Source organism: Streptomyces sp. NPDC002537, from assembly GCF_053594975.1.
Genome location: NZ_JBSFWT010000059.1, coordinates 30,881 through 47,057, shown reverse-complemented (window position 1 = coordinate 47,057; position 16,177 = coordinate 30,881). Strand labels below are relative to the sequence as shown.

The window sequence follows — 16,177 nt, the reverse complement described above, 5'->3', positions numbered from 1 at the left end:
CCGAGTGCAAGATGGCGCCGCTGTCCATGGAGATGGTCCGGGACATCGACGAGGAGACCGTCGACTTCCAGGACAACTACGACGGCCGCAACCAGCCCGCACCCAAGGTGGTCACCCAGCCCCGTACACCACCCCCCGCCGCCGCGCCCGCGCCAGCAGCCGCCGTACCGTCTCGCCCGCCTCCTCCGGCGTCCGGCGAGCTCCCTTGTCGGCCGTGGGGCCGGGGTGCCAGCCCTCCATGACCGTGATGCGGCCGCCGTCGGTCTCGAAGACGTGGCCGCTGACGCCCGCGGACGCGGTGGACGTCAGCCACACCACCAGCGGTGAGACGTTGGCGGGGGACATGGCGTCGAAGCCCGTCGCGGGCGCGGCCATCGTCCGCGCGAAGACGTGCTCGGTCATGCGGGTGCGCGCCGCGGGCGCGATCGCGTTGGTCTGGACGCCGTACCGGGCGAGTTCGGCCGCGGCGACGAGGGTCAGGGCCACGATGCCGGCCTTCGCGGCGGCGTAGTTGGCCTGGCCCACGCTGCCCAGCAGACCGGCCCCCGAGGTCGTGTTGACGACCCGCGCCTCGGGCCGGCGGCCGGCCTTCGTCTCGGCGCGCCAGTGCGCCGCCGCGTGGCGCAGCGGCAGGAAGTGGCCTTTGAGGTGGACGCGTACCACCGCGTCCCAGGCGTCCTCGTCGAGGTTGACGAGCATGCGGTCGCGCAGGAACCCGGCGTTGTTGACGAGCGCGTCGAGCCGTCCGTAGTGGTGCAGGGCGGCCTCGACGAGGGAGGCGGCGCCCTCGTCCGTGGCGATGTCGGCGTGGTGGGCCACGGCGGTGCCGCCCCGCGCGGTGATCTCGTCGGCGACCTGGCGCGCCGGGTCCGCCGAGCTGCCTTCGCCGTCGGGGCCCGCCCCGAGGTCGTTGACGACGACCCGGGCTCCCTCCGCGGCGAGGGCGAGGGCATGGGCCCGCCCGAGGCCGCGGCCGGCGCCGGTGACGACGACGACGCGGCCCGCGCAGATTCCGGTGGGTTTCAGGGACATCCCGTGGCTCCGTCGAGGAAGGCGGGGCGTTCGCCGCCGCCGTGGACAAGGAGGCTCGCGCCGGTGATGTAGGCGGCGTCGGCGGAGGCCAGGAACACGGCCGCGGCGCCGATCTCGTCGGGCTCGGCGAGGCGGCCCGCGGGCACGGTGCGTGCGACGGCGGCGATGCCGTCGGCGTCGCCGTAGTGGAGGCGGGCCGCCGCGGTGCGGACCATGCCGAGGACGAGGGTGTTGACCCGGACCGCGGGCGCCCATTCGACGGCCATGGTGCGGGCGAGGTTCTCCAGCCCGGCCTTGGCCGCGCCGTAGGCGGCGGTGCCCGGGGAGGGCCGGGTGCCGCTCACGCTGCCGATCATCAGGACGGAACCGCCCTCCGGTTGCCGGCGCATGATCCGGTACGCGGCGAGCGATGCCGTCAGCGGTGCGGTGAGGTTGAGGTCGAGGATGCGGGCGTGCCGTTCGTCGGCACCCTCGCCGAGGCGCTGGAAGGGCGTGCCCCCGGCGTTGTTGACCAGGACGTCCAGCCGTCCGTGGGCCGCTTCGACTCGGGCGAAGAAGGCCCGTGCGCCCTCGGGGTCCCGGAGGTCGACGGGCAGGAAGCGGGCGGTGCCGCGCTCCGTGGCGACCGGCCGTTCCGGGGGCCGCCGGGCACAGACCACCACGCGCGCGCCGGTCTTCAGGAAGGCGCGGGCGATGCCCGCGCCGATGCCGCGCGTACCGCCGGTGACGACGACCACCCTGCCGTCAACCACTCCGTCGTCAACTGCTCTGTCGTCGCTGCCCACTTCGCACCTCCCGCCGTGGCCGGTCCGCTGCTACCTTCGACACCTAACAAACGTTTGGTGGAAAGGTAGCCGATCCTCCGATGAGTGTCTCCACCTCCCGCCCCGAAACCGCCGTCGCCGTCGTCACCGTGGACTTCCCGCCGGTCAACGCCCTGCCCGTGCGGGGCTGGTACGACCTGGCGGCGGCGGTCCGCGCGGCGGGCGACGACCCCGCGGTCCGCTGTGTCGTCCTGGCCGCCGCCGGGCGCGGCTTCAACGCCGGTGTCGACCTCAAGGAGATCCGGGGCGACCACCAGGCCCTGATCGGCGTCAACCACGCCTGTGCGGCGGCCTTTTCGGCCGTCTACGACTGCGCGGTGCCGGTGGTGGCCGCCGTGCACGGCTTCTGTCTCGGCGGCGGCGTCGGCCTGGCCGGGAACGCCGACGCGGTCGTCGCGTCCGACGACGCCACCTTCGGCCTGCCGGAGCTGGACCGGGGTGCTCTCGGGGCCGCCACCCATCTGGCCCGGCTCGTGCCGCAGCACCTGATGCGCACGCTGTACTTCACCTCGCGCACGGTCACCGCGCGGGAGCTGCACGGACACGGTTCCGTGTGGCGGGTCGTGCCGCGCGACGAACTCCGGTCCGCAGCGCTGGAGTTGGCGCGGGAGATCGCCGCCAAGGACGGCACACTGCTGCGCATGGCCAAGGCGGCCATCAACGGCATCGACCCGGTCGACGTGCACCGCAGCTACCGCTACGAGCAGGGCTTCACCTTCGAGGCCGGGCTCGGCGGAGCCGGGGACCGCCGCCGGGCGGCCTTCTTCGAGGAGCGGGAGTCATGACCGCCGACAAGAGGACGACCGCGGACGAGGCGGTGGCCCGGCTGGAGAGCGGGATGACCGTCGGCATCGGCGGCTGGGGTTCCCGCCGCAAGCCGATGGCTCTCGTGCGGGCCCTGCTGCGCTCCGGCGTCACCGATCTGACGGTGGTGTCCTGCGGCGGTCCGGACGTGGGCCTGCTGGCGGCGGCCGGGCGGATCCGCAGACTGGTCGCGCCCTTCGTCACCCTGGACTCCGTACCGCTCGAACCGCACTTCCGGGCGGCCCGGGAGCGCGGCGCGTTCGAGCTGACGGAGCTGGACGAGGCGATGTTCCTGTGGGGGCTGACGGCCGCCGCGCACCGGCTGCCGTTCCTGCCCGTGCGGGCCGGGCTGGGCTCGGACGTGATGACGGTCAACCCGGGCCTGCGGACGGTCGCTTCGCCGTACGAGGACGGGGAGGAGTTCGTCGCGGTGCCCGCGCTGACGCTGGACGCCGCGCTGGTCCACCTCAACCGGGCGGACCGGCGGGGCAACGCCCAGTACTTGGGACCCGACCCGTATCTGGACGACCTGTTCTGCGAGGCGGCGCGGGAGGCGTACGTCTCCTGCGAACGCGTCGTGGACAGCGTGGAGTTCGCGGCGGCGGGTGGGCCGCAGACGCTGCTGGTGCAACGGCACCGCGTCACCGGGGTGATCGAGGCGCCGGGCGGTGCCCACTTCACGTCCTGCGCTCCCGACTACGACCGGGACGAGGTGTTCCAGTCCGCGTACGCGCGGGCGGCGGCCGATCCGGCGGCCTGGCGGGAGTTCACGGACCGTTTCCTCTCCGGGGACGAGGACGCCTACCGGGCGGCGGTCGCGGAGTTCGGCGGGGCCGCGGCATGACGGCGACCAGGGCGGAGGTGTGCGTCGTCGCGTGCGCCGAGGCGTGGCGCGGTGACGGGGAGATCCTGGCGAGCCCGATGGGCACGGTGCCCACGCTCGGCGCGCGGCTGGCACGGCTCACCTTCGCGCCCGACCTGTTGCTGACGGACGGGGAGGCCATGCTGATCGCCGATGTGCCGCCGCTGGGCGGGCGGGCGCGCGCCGTCGAGGGGTGGCTGCCGTTCCGCCGCCATCTCGCGCTGGTCACCGGCGGCGGGCGGCATGTGATGATGGGCGCGAGCCAGCTCGACCGGTACGGCAACCAGAACATCTCGTGCGTCGGCGACTGGCGGCGCCCCGCGCGGCAGCTGCTGGGGGTGCGCGGAGCGTCCGTCAACACCCTGAACAATCCGACCAGTTACTGGATCCCCCGGCACTCCCCGCGGGTGCTGGTCGAGCGGGTCGACATGGTCTGCGGCGTCGGTCACGACCGGGCGGCGGCCGCCGGTCCGTCCGCCTCCCGTTTCCATGAACTCCGCCGGGTCGTCACCGATCTGGCCGTGCTCGACTTCGCGACGCCGGACCGTTCGATGCGGGTGCGTTCCCTGCATCCCGGCGTGACCCCCGAGGAGCTCGGAGCGGCGACGGGCTTCCCGCTCGACGTCCCGGACGGCACACCCGTCACCCGCGCCCCGACCGCCGAGGAGCTGCGGCTCCTCCGCGAGGTCCTCGACCCGGACGGCCTGCGGGAGCGGGAGGTGCGGGTGTGAGGACGGCGTTCACCGAGCTGACCGGGGTCCGTTACCCCCTCGTGCAGACCGGCATGGGCTGGGTGGCGGGCCCCCGGCTGGTGTCGGCGGCGGCGAACGCCGGGGCCCTGGGCATCCTGGCCTCCGCGACGATGACCCTGGATCAACTCCGTTCGGCGATAAGGGAGGTGAGGTCGCGTACGGACCGTCCGTTCGGGGTGAATCTCCGCGCGGACGCCGGTGACGCGGCCGAACGGGTCGCCGTCGTCGTCGAGGAGGGGGTGCGGGTCGCCTCGTTCGCGCTCGCGCCCTCGCGGGAGCTGATCGCCCGGCTCAAGGACGCCGGTGTCGTGGTCGTCCCGTCGGTGGGCGCGCGGCGCCACGCCGAGAAGGTGGCGGCGTGGGGCGCGGACGCGGTGGTGGTGCAGGGCGGCGAGGGCGGCGGGCACACGGGCGGGGTGGCGACGACGGTCCTGCTGCCGCAGGTGGTGGACGCGGTCGGCATTCCGGTCGTCGCGGCGGGCGGCTTCCACGACGGGCGCGGGCTGGCGGCGGCGCTGGCGTTCGGGGCGTCGGGCGTGGCGATGGGCACCCGTTTCCTCCTCACGTCCGACAGCACGGTCCCGGACGCGGTGAAGGCCGTGTACCTCGCCGCGTCGGTCGGGGACGTCACGGTGACGACGAAGGTCGACGGGCTCCCCCACCGGATGCTGCGGACGCCCTTCGTCACGGCGCTCGAACGGTCGGGGCGCACCGCCTCGCTCCTCCGGGCGCTGCGGCACGCCGCCGCCTTCCGCGAGGTGTCGGGCCTGGGTCCGCTGCGCCTGCTGCGCGAGGGGCTGGCCGCGCGGCGCGGCCGGGATCTGACCTGGAGTCAGGTATTGCTGGCGGCGAACACGCCGATGATGCTGAAGGCCGCGATGGTGGACGGGCGTACGGACCTCGGGGTGATGGCGGCGGGACAGGTCGCCGGGGTCATCGACGACCTGCCGTCGTGTGCGGAGCTGGTGGAACGGGTGATGCGGGAGGCGTCGGAGACGCTTTCGGTATTGGCGGCGCGGTGGTGACTGCCGGCCCTGGGCTGCGGGCCGGTTCGCCGCCTGCGGCGGGAGCGCCCTTCGGGCGCGTCCTCAAACGCCGGACGGGCTGGATTTGCGGACCGTAGTCCACAACCTGCGGGCAAAATCAGCCCGTCCGGCGATTGAGGACAAGCGGCGAAGCCGCTTCGGGGGTCCGGGGGTCTCCCCCTCACGCGGCGAAGCCGCACATCGACACTGCGGGAAGGGGCGGGACCGGGGAGAAAAGACCCCGGTGGTCACAGCCGTTCGACGATCGTCACGTTCGCCTGGCCGCCGCCCTCGCACATGGTCAGCAGGCCGTAGCGGCCGCCGACGCGCTCCAGTTCGTGCAGGAGGGTGGTCAGCAGCTTCGCACCGGTCGCCCCCAACGGATGACCCAGCGCGATCGCGCCGCCGTTGACATTGACCCGGCCCGGATCCGCACCCGTCTCCCGCAGCCAGGCCAGAACCACCGAGGCGAAGGCCTCGTTGATCTCGACCAGGTCGATGTCGTCGATCGTCAACCCGGACCGCTTGAGCGCGTGGTCGGTGGCCGGGATGGGCGCGGACAGCATCCGGATGGGGTCCTCGCCGCGCGCGGAGAGGTGGTGGACGCGGGCGCGCGGGGTCAGGCCGTGGTCGCGCAGGGCGCGTTCGCTCGCGACGAGGACGGCCGCCGCCCCGTCCGAGACCTGGGAGGAGAGCGCCGCCGTCAGCGTCCCGCCGGGCAGCACCGGCCGGAGCGCGGCCATCTTCGCCAGGGAGGTGTCGCGGCGCGGCCCCTCGTCCACCGTCACCGTGCCCAGCGGGACGAGCTCGCGGTCGAAGCGGCCCTCGTCGGCGGCCCGTACGGCCCGCCGGTGGGAGCCGAGCGCGAACTCCTCCATCGCCTCGCGGGTGATGCCCCACTGTCCGGCGATCGCCTCGGCGCCGTGGAACTGGCTGACGGTCCGGTCGCCGTAGCGGGCCCGCCAGCCCGCCGACCCGGCGTACGGGCCGTCGGTCAGTCCCAGCGGCTCGGCGGCCCGGCGGGCGGCGTACGCGATGGGGACCAGCGACATGTTCTGCACGCCGCCCGCGACGACGAGGTCCTGGGTGCCGGAGAGCACGCCCTGGGCGGCGAAGTGGACGGCCTGCTGACCGGAGCCGCACTGCCGGTCGACGGTGACGCCGGGCACCTCCTCGGGGAGGCCCGCGGCGAGCCAGCTCGTCCGGGCGATGTCCCCGGCCTGCGGACCCACCGCGTCGAGGCAGCCGAGGACCACGTCGTCGACGGCGGCCGGGTCCACGCCGGTGCGGTCCATCAGCGCCCGCAGCACGTGGGCGCCGAGGTCGGCGGGGTGGACGGCGGAGAGCCCGCCGCCCCGTCTGCCGACGGGGGTGCGGACCGCTTCGACGACGTAGGCCTCTGCCATGGCTGTTGCTCCTCGGGTCGGTCGCTCACTCCCGGACGGCGATGCCGTCCAGGACCATCGACAGGTACTGGCGGGCGATCTCCTCGGGCGCGTGCCGTCCGCCCGGCCGGTACCAGGACGCGGCGACCCACACGGTGTCGCGGACGAAGCGGTAGGCGAGCCGGGTGTCGAGGTCGGCGCGGAACGCCCGTTCGGCGACGCCGCGTCGCAGGGTGCCCAGCCACGCCTTCTCGAACCGCCGCTGCGAGTCGGTGAGATAGCCGAAGCGCGGCCGGCCCGCGAGGTGCCGGGACTCCTTCTGGTAGATGGCGACGGCGGGACGGTGCCGGTCGATCGCGCGGAAGGACTCGGTGACGAGGGCCTCCAGGGTCTCGCGGGGCCCGTGGTCCGCGGCGAGCACGGCGTCGTAGCCCGCCCACAGCTCGTCCAGGAAGGTGGAGAGGATCTCGTCGAGCATCGACTCCTTGGAGTCGAAGTGGTAGTAGAGGCTGCCCGCGAGCAGGCCGGCCGTGTCGGCGATCCTGCGGACGGTGGTGGCGTCGTAGCCCTGGGCGGCGAAGACCTCGGCGGCGGTCGCGAGGAGTTCGCGGCGCCGTGCGGGAGCGGCGGGGTTCGCGGGGGTCTGCTTGCTGTTCGGCACGGGGTCATTCTCGGTCACGCGCGCTGGCTGCTGACGGAAACCGTCTCCCCGGTCATGTACGAGGAGTAGCCGCTGGCGAGGAAGACGATCACGTTGGCGACCTCCCAGGGCTCCGCGGCCCGGCCGAACGGCTCACGCTCCGTCAGTTCGGCGAGCAGCTCGGGGGTGGTGACCCCGGCCAGGTGCGGGTGCAGGGCGAGGCTCGGCGAGACCGCGTTGACGCGGACGCCGTAGGCGGCGGCCTCGACAGCGGCGCAGCGGGTGAGGGCCATCACCCCGGCCTTGGCGGCGGCGTAGTGGGCCTGGCCGCGCTGGGCGCGCCAGCCCATGACGGAGGCGTTGTTGACGACGACGCCACCGCCGGTGCCGCTGTCCCGCATCCGGCGGAGTGCGGCGCGGGTGCAGCGGAAGGTGCCGTTGAGGGAGGTGTCGATGACCTTGTCCCACTGTTCGTCGGTCATCTCCACGAGGTCCGCGGTGCCGCCGAGCCCGGCGTTGTTGACGACGATGTCGAGGGCGCCGTGGCGTTCCTCCGCGAGGTCGAGGAGGGCGGCGACCTGGGCCTCGTCGGTGACGTCGCAGGGCAGTCCGGCGACCTGGCGGGAGCCGAAGCAGTCGCTGAGCGCCGCGACGGTGGCCCGGAGCCGGCGGGCGTGCGCGTCGCCGAGGACGACGCGGGCGCCCTCCTCCAGGAAGCGGCGCGCGGTGGCCCCGCCGATGCCGGTGCCCGCGGCGGCGGTGATGACGGCGGTACGGCCCGACAGGAGTTCATGGCCGGGGAGATAGGGCGGCGGGCCGGGCCGGGAGGCGGTGCGGGACTCCGTGCGGGACTCCTCGACGCTGCTCATGACGGTACGTTAACCTACCAAACACTTGTTAGGGAAGGATGGGCGATGGCCGCTGACCCGACAGTGCGGTACGAGCGGAAGGGCCCGCTCGCGACGGTCACCATGGACCGGCCGCGGTATCGCAACGCCCAGAATTCCGCGATGACTTACGCGCTCGACGACGCCTTCCGGCGGGCGGCGGACGACGACGGTGTGGCGGTGGTGATCCTCGCCGGGGCGGGCGGGCACTTCTCGGCGGGCCATGACATCGGCTCCCCCGGGCGCGACGCCCATCTTCCCCGTCCGCGCCGGGCGGGCCTGTGGTGGGACCACTCCGGCAAGACGGGCGCGGAGAGCCGTTACGCCCGCGAGTCCGAGGTGTACCTGGGCATGTGCAGGCGCTGGCGCGAGCTGCCCAAGCCGGTGGTCGCGGCGGTCCAAGGCGCCTGTGTGGCAGGCGGGTTGATGCTGGCCTGGGTCTGCGACCTGATCGTGGCGAGCGAGGACGCCTTCTTCGCCGACCCGGTCGTCCGGATGGGCATCCCCGGTGTCGAGTACTTCGCCCATCCGTGGGTGATGCCGCCGCGCGTCGCCAAGGAGTTCCTCTACACCGGCGACCGGATGAGCGCGCGGCGCGCGTACGAGCTCGGCATGGTCAACCGCGTGGTGCCGCGCGAACGACTCGCCGCCGAAGCCGAGGAGTTGGCGACACGTATCGCCGGGATGCCGCGGATGGGGCTCGCGCTCGCGAAGCGGGCGGTCAATCAGGCGGAGGACCTCCAGGGGCTGCACAGCGGGCTCGACGCGGCGTTCGCCCTCCACCACCTCGCGCACGCCCACAACGCCGAGACCGGCGGCGACCCGCTCGGCGGCATGGACGTCCGCGCGATGAAGGAGCGCGGTGCCTGATGGACCTGGATCTCACCGCGGAGGAGGCGGCGTTCCGCGCGGAGGCCCGCGACTGGCTCGCCGCGCACGTACCGCGCACGCCGCTGCGCTCTCTGGAGACGCGGGAGGGGTTCGCCGAACACCGCGCGTGGGAGCGGACGTTGGCGGCGGACCGCTGGTCCGTGGTGTCCTGGCCCGCCGCGTACGGCGGACGGGACCGGTCGCTGCTGGAGTGGCTGCTCTTCGAGGAGGAGTACTACGCGGCCGGCGCTCCCGGCCGTGTCACCCAGAACGGCATCGGCCTCCTCGCCCCCACCCTCCTCGCGCACGGCACCGAGGAGCAGCGCGCCCGGGTCCTGCCGTCGATGGCGAACGGTGCGACGGTCTGGGCGCAGGCCTGGTCGGAGCCGGAGGCGGGCTCGGACCTCGCGTCCTTGCGGTCGGTCGCCGTGCCGGCGGCGGGCGGCTGGCGCCTGCGCGGGCAGAAGACCTGGTCGTCGCGGGCGGCGTTCGCCGACCGGGCCTTCGGTCTGTTCCGCAGCCATCCGGACCCGGAGCGGCCGCCGCACCACGGGCTGACGTATGTGATGTTCCCGCTGGACGCGGAGGGGGTGACGGTGCGGCCCGTCGGCCGCCTCGACGGCAGGCCGGCCTTCGCCGAGCTCTTCCTCGACGACGTGTTCGTGCCGGACGCGGACGTGATCGGCGAGCCGGGGCGGGGCTGGAGCGTGGCCATGAGCACCGCGGGCCACGAGCGGGGGCTGACCCTGCGCAGCCCCGGCCGCTTCCTCGCCGCGGCGCGGCGGCTGGTCGCCCTGTGGCGCGAGACGGGGGACCCGGGTGACGCGGCGCTCCGGGAGCGGGTGGCCGACGTCGTCATCAGGGCGCGGGCGTACCAGTTGTTCGCCTACGGCCGCGCGAGGCGGCTCGCCGCCGGGAGCGCGGAGCCGCCGGTGGCGGAGGCCAGTGCGACCAAGCTGTTCTGGTCCGAGCTGGACCTGGCGCTGCACGAGACGGCGCTCGATCTGCTCGGCGCACGCGGCGAGTTGGCCTCCGACGCCCCGGAGGCTCCGTTCGGCTGGGCGGACGGCTTCGTGTTCGCGCTGGCGGGGCCGATCTACGCGGGGACGAACGAGATCCAGCGGGATGTGGTGGCGGAGCGGCTGCTCGGGCTGCCGCGGGGACGGCGGCGGTGAGCGCGGGGCCGCCGCGGGCGGAAGGAACGTGCGCATGCGGTTCGTACTGGACGATGAACAGCGGCAGTTCCAGGACTCGCTGCGCCGGATGCTCGGCGCGGCCGACACTCCCTCGGCCGTCCGCGCGTGGGCGCGCGGCGATCACCGGCCCGGCCTGGCGCTGTGGGAGCGGCTCGCGAAGGCCGATGTCTTCACCCTGACCGGCCCGGACACCGCCACGGAACTCACCCTCGTATTCGTCGAGTTGGGCCGTCACGCGGCGCCCGGCCCCTTGGCCGAGACGGTCGCGGCGGCCGCTCTCCTCTCCCGACTCGCCGAGCTCGGCACACCGGCCCCCGCCGACGCCTGGCTCCCCCGCATCCGCTCCGGTGCGGCGAGGGTGACGCTGACGCTCCCGGCGGGCGGTCCGTACGCCCTGGACGCGGACGTGTGCGACGGGATCCTCGCCGTGGCTCCGGGCACGGACACGCTGCGGCTCGCGACGGGCCACGGCCCCGTACAGCCGTCCCTCGATCCGGCGCGGCGGCTCGCGCGGCCGGACGGCGGCGGGGAGACACTGGCCACCGGGCCGGGAGTACGGAACGCCGTGGCGTACGCGGCGGACCTGGCGGCGTTCGCGGTCGCCGCACAGGCGCTGGGGGTCGGGTACGCGCTGCTGGAACGGACCGTCGCGCACGCGCGGCGGCGTACGCAGTTCGGCTCGCCGATCGGCGCGTTCCAGGCAGTGAAGCACCGGCTGGCGGACACCTTGGTGGGACTGGAGTTCGCCGGTCCGCTGGTGTACGGCGCCGCGGTCGCCCTCGCGGCGGGCGCGCCGGACGCCCCGGCGGGGGTGGCCGCGGCGAAGGCCTCCGCCTGCGACGCGGCGTACGCGGCCGCCCGGACGGCGCTTCAGTTGCACGGGGCGATCGGTTACACCGCCGAGTACGACCTGTCCCTGTGGTTCGGCAAGGCGCGGGCGCTGCGGTCGGCGTGGGGCACTCCGGCGGAGTGCCGGGCCCACGCGCTGGACCTGCTGCCCGACTGACCCGCGGCCTTCTCCCCGGCCTGGACGCCTTCGCTCATCACGGCCGCCCACCGAACCGCCAGTTGTGCACCTCGATGTCGGCGTACAGGTCCGGGGTCAGGATGGCACGTGCCGTGTCCGGGTCCTGGGCCCGGATCAACGCCGCTGTGCCCAGCCAGACGGCGCCGTCGTCGGACAGCAGCGGCCCGTAGATCGCCTCCGGTCCGGCCGCCGGGCGATCATCTCCTCCGTGTACCGGTCCATATAGGCCCATGCTCTTCGAGCAACTCCTCGCGCAGCGGCAGGGAGCCGGTCCGGTCGCGGTGGTAGTCAGCGAACCTGGTCGCTCTGCGGCCCGATGCCTTTGATCCTGGTCGGAGTTCCGTCCGGGGCGAACGAGTGGCGGAAGGTGAAGGCGTGCGGTGCGGAGCCGTGGTCGTGGAGGTGTTCCAGCCTGGAAACCCCGTCCTGCCAGGTGGGTATCACGCCGTCGGAGACCCACCAGAACACGTGATTCGGGTGTGCTGTCTTCTCGAACCAGTCGTAACGCCTGTTGAGTGCCTCTCGGTGCAGACCGGTGTAGATGGCGTCGAAGGCGGGGCCGAGGTCGGTCCAGAGCGAGAGGGTCGTGGCCAGGGCGGTGGTTTCCACCGTGCGACCCTTGCCGTACCAGGTCGGTACGGCGAACTCTCCCCACGCGCCCCAGTTCAAGTCGAAGTGTGTGCCCCGGCCGCCGTCTGCCGCTTCGGCATGAGCGAGGTATCCGGGGTGCCGGCTGATCTTCCGGTAGATGGCCTCGCCGCTGTCGTGGAGTTCGCGCGTGAGAGGTGCGGGATCGGCGAGAGGTGACTTCAGGACGCCGAATGTGTACAGAGCAAGATGGGGCATGCGTCTCTCCCTGGTTGGGGGTGCCTGGTGTGGACCCGGTCCGCGGTGGCTCAGGCCTGAAGAAACTCCTGTGCGACCGTGGGCGATCGCCGAAGACCAGGTGAAGGTAGCTGCCTCCGCGGCCCCTGTCGAAGTTGCGTTTTCCCTGCCCAAGTGCCCTATCGCACCGGTCATTGCGGGGGCTGGGGCGGTGACGGGCGGGGCAGATGGCCTACGGCCACAGGAGCGGGCACCGGCTGCGGGTGCGGGTGCGTACGCTCAAGGCGTCGGCCTGCCGGATGCCTGCCGGATGCCTGCCGGGAGTGAAGTACCGCCCTCACGCTGGTCGTGCCCGGGCCCTGCGGGGGCTGGTGGTCGGCGACCGCGTACAGGTGGTCGCGTTCGTCGGTGGACAGGCGCAGGGCCCCGTACGGGGGAGGAAGGTCAGCGGCCGGTGGTGACGACCATGCGGAAGCGGGCCTTTCCGCTGGTCATCCGCTCCACGGCAGCGGCGGTCTCCGCCAGCGGGACCTCTTCGGTCCAGGCGCGTACGCCGGTCTGCGCGGCGAAGCGCAGGGTGTCCTGGATGTCGAAAGCGGCGCCGGAGGAGTGCGCGTAGATCTTCCGGTCACCGTTCAGCAGTTGGAGGCCGCTGACCTGGAGCGGGTCGGGCGAGACGCCGACGATGACCAGTTCGCCGCGCCGTCCGAGGCCGTCGACGGTGGCGGACATGGCGCCGGCGTCGGTGACCGTGGCGAGGACCACCCTGGCCCCGCCGAGGGCCTGGAGCTGCCCGGCGACGTCGCCTTCGGTGCTGTCGACGTAATGCGCGGCGCCGAGCCGCTGGGCCAGGTCCTTCTTCTCCTGGCCGCGGGCGATGGCCACGGTGCGGAAGCCCATGGCGCGGGCGAACTGCACGCCCAGGTGTCCGAGCCCGCCCAGGCCCAGGACGGCGACGGTGTCGCCGGGGCGGGCGGCGGAGCGGCGCAGCGCGTTGAAGACGGTGACGCCCGCGCACGCCAGCGGGGCGGCCTCGACGGCGGTCAGCTCGTCGGGGATCGCGGCCAGCGCCATGGCGGGGACGACGATCGAGTCGGCGTAGCCGCCGGGGTAGGCGGCGCCGGGGACCGCGAGCTGCCGGCACAGGACGGCGTCGCCGTCGCGGCAGGCGTCGCAGCGGCCACAACTGCCGCCGTACCAGCCGACGGCGACCCGGTCGCCGATCTGCCGGCCCTCCACGCCCTCTCCGAGGGCGTCGATGCGGCCGGCGATCTCGTGTCCGGGCGTGACGGGGAAGGTGGTGCCCGGCAGAACCCCGGCCGCGATGAGGAGGTCGGAGTGGCACACCCCGCACGCCTCGACCGTGATCCGCACGGCACCGGGGCCGGGCTCGCGGGCCGGGACCTCGGCCAGCTCGGGCGCCTGGCCCGGGGCGGCGATCCGTACGGCACGAAGCGAGGCCGTGGAAGCAGGGGAAGCAGACATGACGTGACCCTTCGTAGCGGCACGAGCGGGGGAAACCCCGCGTACTGGCTTCTCCAGTCTTGACCGGTTACGCGCCGTTATCCACGGTCTGCCGGTCCGGCGCTGACCGTGTCGGGGAGGTCATCTCTCGGTCGCAACCCTCTTCCCGGATCGCCGTCGAACCCTTGCACGCCATACGCCCAGGGGGTATACATGTCTCAGTCAGATACCCCCCAGGGGTATTCACCTCGGTCCCGGGAGCAGCGATGTCCACCACCGCCACGCAGGTCGAACTCACCATCGGCGGCATGACGTGCGCCTCGTGCGCGGCACGCGTCGAGAAGAAGCTCAACCGCATGGAGGGTGTCGAGGCCACCGTCAACTACGCCACGGAGAAGGCCAGGGTGACCTACCGCGAGGGCCTCACGGTGGCCGATCTCGTCGCCACGGTGGAGGCCACGGGGTACACCGCCGCGGTGCCCCGGCCCGTGCGGAAGACGGGCCCGGCGCCCGGTCCGGCGCCCGAGGAGGACGACCCGGACGACGGGGGCGGCGAGTTGCGCGTCCTGCGGCAGCGCCTCGTGACCTCCGTCGTGCTGGCGGTGCCGGTGGTCGTCCTGGCGATGGTGCCCGCCCTGCAGTTCACGTACTGGCAGTGGCTGTCCCTGACGCTGACCGCACCCGTGGTCACCTACGCGGCCTGGCCCTTCCACCGTGCCGCCTGGACCAACGCCCGGCACGGGGCGGCGACCATGGACACCCTGATCTCGGTGGGCACGTCGGCGGCGTTCCTGTGGTCGGTGTGGGCGCTGTTCTTCGGCGGCGCGGGGATGCCGGGGATGACCCACTCGTTCGAGCTGACCATCGCGCGCGGTGACGGCGCGGAGAACATCTACCTCGAAGCGGCCGCCGGGGTGACGGCGTTCATCCTGGCCGGGCGCTATTTCGAGGCCCGGTCCAAGCGCAGGGCGGGGGCCGCGCTGAAGTCGCTGCTGGAGCTGGGCGCCAAGGAGGTGACGGTGCTGCGCGGGGGCCGCGAGGAGCTGGTCCCCGTCGAGGACCTCATGGTCGGCGACCGCTTCGTCGTCCGGCCCGGTGAGAAGATCGCCACGGACGGCACCGTCGTCGAGGGCGCGTCCGCGGTGGACGCCTCGATGCTCACCGGCGAGTCCGTGCCGGTCGAGGTCGGGGTGGGCGACGGCGTCACCGGGGCGACGCTCAACGCGGGCGGGCGGCTGGTCGTCGAGGCGACCCGGGTCGGTTCCGACACCCAACTGGCCCGGATAGCCGGGCTGGTGACGGATGCTCAGAACGGCAAGGCGGCCGCGCAGCGGCTGGCCGACCGGATCTCCGCGGTGTTCGTGCCCGTGGTCATGGCCCTCGCGCTCGGTACGTTCGCGTTCTGGCTGATCGGCGGCGCGGGCCTGACGGCGGCCTTCACGGCCGCGGTGGCGGTGCTGATCATCGCCTGCCCGTGCGCGCTGGGCCTCGCGACGCCGACGGCGCTGATGGTGGGTACGGGCCGGGGCGCGCAGCTCGGCATCCTCATCAAGGGCCCGGAGATCCTGGAGACCACCCGCAAGGTCGACACGATCGTCCTGGACAAGACCGGTACCGTCACCACCGGCCGGATGACGCTGCTGGCGGTGCACACCGCCGAGGGCACGGCGGAGGCCGACGTGCTGCGGCTCGCGGGCGCGCTGGAGCACGCCTCCGAGCACCCCGTCGCGCGGGCCGTCGCCGCGGGCGCCGCCGAGCGGGTCGGCACGCTGCCCGTACCGGAGGACTTCGCCAACGTGCCGGGGCTCGGGGTGCAGGGCGTCGTGGACGGGCACGCGGTGCTCGTCGGCCGGGAGAAGCTGCTCGACGCGTGGGCGATGCCGCTGCCCGCCGGGCTGGCGCGGGCGAAGGGCGAGGCGGAGTCGGCCGGGCGCACGGCCGTCGCGGTGGCGTGGGACGGCGAGGCGCGGGCGGTGCTGGAGGTCGCGGACGCGGTGAAGGCGACGAGCGCGGAGGCGGTCCGGCGGCTGCGGGCGCTGGGGCTGACCCCGATCCTGCTGACCGGCGACAACCGGGCCGCGGCGGAGGCGGTGGCCGCCGAGGTCGGCATCGACGAGGTGATCGCCGAGGTCATGCCGGAGGACAAGGTCGACGTCGTCAAGCGGCTGCAGGACGAGGGCCGTTCGGTCGCGATGGTCGGCGACGGGGTCAACGACGCGGCGGCACTGGCGCAGGCGGACCTGGGGCTCGCGATGGGCACCGGCACGGACGCGGCGATCGAGGCGGGCGACCTCACCCTCGTCCGCGGTGACCTGCGGGTGGCGGCGGACGCGATCCGGCTGGCGCGGCGCACCCTCGCGACGATCAAGGGCAACCTGTTCTGGGCGTTCGGCTACAACGTGGCCGCGCTGCCGCTCGCGGCCGCCGGGCTGCTCAACCCCATGATCGCGGGGGCGGCGATGGCCTTCTCCTCGGTGTTCGTCGTGGGCAACAGCCTGCGGCTGCGCGGCTTCCGCGCCGTGCAGATCCCCGACAGCACCCCGACAGCACCCTGACGCACCGTCGGACATCGGGAGGGCGGGCC

General features: G+C 73.8%; 15 protein-coding genes and 1 pseudogene. 8 read left to right on the top strand and 8 right to left on the bottom strand.

Annotation, left to right across the window (positions count from 1 at the left end; genetic code table 11):
- Positions 1 to 111: 111 nt before the first annotated feature.
- Positions 112 to 1,032 carry an SDR family oxidoreductase gene (locus tag ACWD4A_RS24375; RefSeq protein ID WP_451197177.1) on the bottom strand — a complete coding sequence of 307 codons (921 nt, stop codon included), beginning with the start codon at positions 1,030 to 1,032 and terminating at the stop codon, positions 112 to 114.
- Positions 1,023 to 1,817, bottom strand: coding sequence for an SDR family oxidoreductase (locus ACWD4A_RS24370; protein WP_451197176.1), 795 nt, complete (start codon positions 1,815 to 1,817; stop codon positions 1,023 to 1,025). Before ACWD4A_RS24370 ends, ACWD4A_RS24375 begins: the two co-directional genes overlap by 10 nt.
- A gap of 80 nt (positions 1,818 to 1,897) precedes the next feature.
- On the opposite strand from ACWD4A_RS24370, the gene ACWD4A_RS24365 reads away from it, so the two are divergent.
- Genes ACWD4A_RS24365 through ACWD4A_RS24350 form a run of 4 tightly spaced genes read left to right on the top strand, consistent with a single transcriptional unit; the run spans position 1,898 to position 5,299 of the window.
- A complete protein-coding gene (locus tag ACWD4A_RS24365; RefSeq protein WP_451197175.1) occupies positions 1,898 to 2,641 on the top strand; it encodes an enoyl-CoA hydratase family protein in 744 nt (247 codons plus the stop codon).
- Positions 2,638 to 3,504 carry a CoA transferase subunit A gene (locus tag ACWD4A_RS24360; protein WP_451197173.1) on the top strand — a complete coding sequence of 289 codons (867 nt, stop codon included), beginning with the start codon at positions 2,638 to 2,640 and terminating at the stop codon, positions 3,502 to 3,504. Before ACWD4A_RS24365 ends, ACWD4A_RS24360 begins: the two co-directional genes overlap by 4 nt.
- The gene (locus tag ACWD4A_RS24355) at positions 3,501 to 4,253 is read left to right on the top strand and encodes a CoA-transferase subunit beta (protein WP_451197172.1); all 753 of its coding nucleotides are present in this window, start codon (positions 3,501 to 3,503) and stop codon (positions 4,251 to 4,253) included. Before ACWD4A_RS24360 ends, ACWD4A_RS24355 begins: the two co-directional genes overlap by 4 nt.
- A complete protein-coding gene (locus tag ACWD4A_RS24350) occupies positions 4,250 to 5,299 on the top strand; it encodes an NAD(P)H-dependent flavin oxidoreductase (protein ID WP_451197170.1) in 1,050 nt (349 codons plus the stop codon). The genes ACWD4A_RS24355 and ACWD4A_RS24350 overlap by 4 nt, the downstream gene beginning before the upstream one ends.
- Positions 5,300 to 5,547: 248 nt before the next feature.
- Here the strand turns inward: ACWD4A_RS24350 and ACWD4A_RS24345 are convergent, their stop codons facing one another.
- Genes ACWD4A_RS24345 through ACWD4A_RS24335 form a run of 3 tightly spaced genes read right to left on the bottom strand, consistent with a single transcriptional unit; the run spans position 5,548 to position 8,193 of the window.
- The gene (locus ACWD4A_RS24345) at positions 5,548 to 6,705 is read right to left on the bottom strand and encodes an acetyl-CoA C-acetyltransferase (RefSeq protein WP_451197169.1); all 1,158 of its coding nucleotides are present in this window, start codon (positions 6,703 to 6,705) and stop codon (positions 5,548 to 5,550) included.
- Between the two features lie 25 nt (positions 6,706 to 6,730).
- A complete protein-coding gene (locus ACWD4A_RS24340) occupies positions 6,731 to 7,363 on the bottom strand; it encodes a TetR/AcrR family transcriptional regulator (RefSeq protein ID WP_451197168.1) in 633 nt (210 codons plus the stop codon).
- A complete protein-coding gene (locus ACWD4A_RS24335; RefSeq protein WP_451197167.1) occupies positions 7,360 to 8,193 on the bottom strand; it encodes an SDR family oxidoreductase in 834 nt (277 codons plus the stop codon). Before ACWD4A_RS24335 ends, ACWD4A_RS24340 begins: the two co-directional genes overlap by 4 nt.
- A gap of 45 nt (positions 8,194 to 8,238) precedes the next feature.
- On the opposite strand from ACWD4A_RS24335, the gene ACWD4A_RS24330 reads away from it, so the two are divergent.
- From ACWD4A_RS24330 to ACWD4A_RS24320, 3 genes are read left to right on the top strand one after another with little or no spacing between them, the layout of a single operon-like run.
- Positions 8,239 to 9,081 carry an enoyl-CoA hydratase gene (locus ACWD4A_RS24330; protein WP_451197166.1) on the top strand — a complete coding sequence of 281 codons (843 nt, stop codon included), beginning with the start codon at positions 8,239 to 8,241 and terminating at the stop codon, positions 9,079 to 9,081.
- Positions 9,081 to 10,256, top strand: a complete 1,176-nt coding sequence (locus tag ACWD4A_RS24325; RefSeq protein WP_451197165.1) for an acyl-CoA dehydrogenase family protein — start codon at positions 9,081 to 9,083, stop codon at positions 10,254 to 10,256. Before ACWD4A_RS24330 ends, ACWD4A_RS24325 begins: the two co-directional genes overlap by 1 nt.
- 34 nt (positions 10,257 to 10,290) lie before the next feature.
- Entirely contained in the window at positions 10,291 to 11,283 is a 993-nt protein-coding gene (locus tag ACWD4A_RS24320) for an acyl-CoA dehydrogenase family protein (protein ID WP_451197164.1), read from the top strand.
- Positions 11,284 to 11,320: 37 nt separating this feature from the next.
- Here ACWD4A_RS24320 and ACWD4A_RS24315 read toward each other — a convergent pair.
- The 3 genes and pseudogenes from ACWD4A_RS24315 to ACWD4A_RS24305 all read right to left on the bottom strand — a co-directional run.
- Positions 11,321 to 11,473: pseudogene (locus ACWD4A_RS24315) on the bottom strand (YciI family protein); the annotation flags it as partial.
- A 119-nt stretch (positions 11,474 to 11,592) separates the two neighbouring features.
- Positions 11,593 to 12,150: a DUF3291 domain-containing protein gene (locus tag ACWD4A_RS24310; RefSeq protein ID WP_451197162.1), complete on the bottom strand. Its 558-nt coding sequence runs from the start codon at positions 12,148 to 12,150 to the stop codon at positions 11,593 to 11,595.
- A gap of 423 nt (positions 12,151 to 12,573) precedes the next feature.
- Entirely contained in the window at positions 12,574 to 13,614 is a 1,041-nt protein-coding gene (locus ACWD4A_RS24305; protein WP_451197161.1) for an alcohol dehydrogenase catalytic domain-containing protein, read from the bottom strand.
- Positions 13,615 to 13,859: 245 nt separating this feature from the next.
- On the opposite strand from ACWD4A_RS24305, the gene ACWD4A_RS24300 reads away from it, so the two are divergent.
- Positions 13,860 to 16,148: a heavy metal translocating P-type ATPase gene (locus ACWD4A_RS24300; RefSeq protein WP_451197159.1), complete on the top strand. Its 2,289-nt coding sequence runs from the start codon at positions 13,860 to 13,862 to the stop codon at positions 16,146 to 16,148.
- The last annotated feature ends 29 nt before the right edge of the window (positions 16,149 to 16,177 follow it).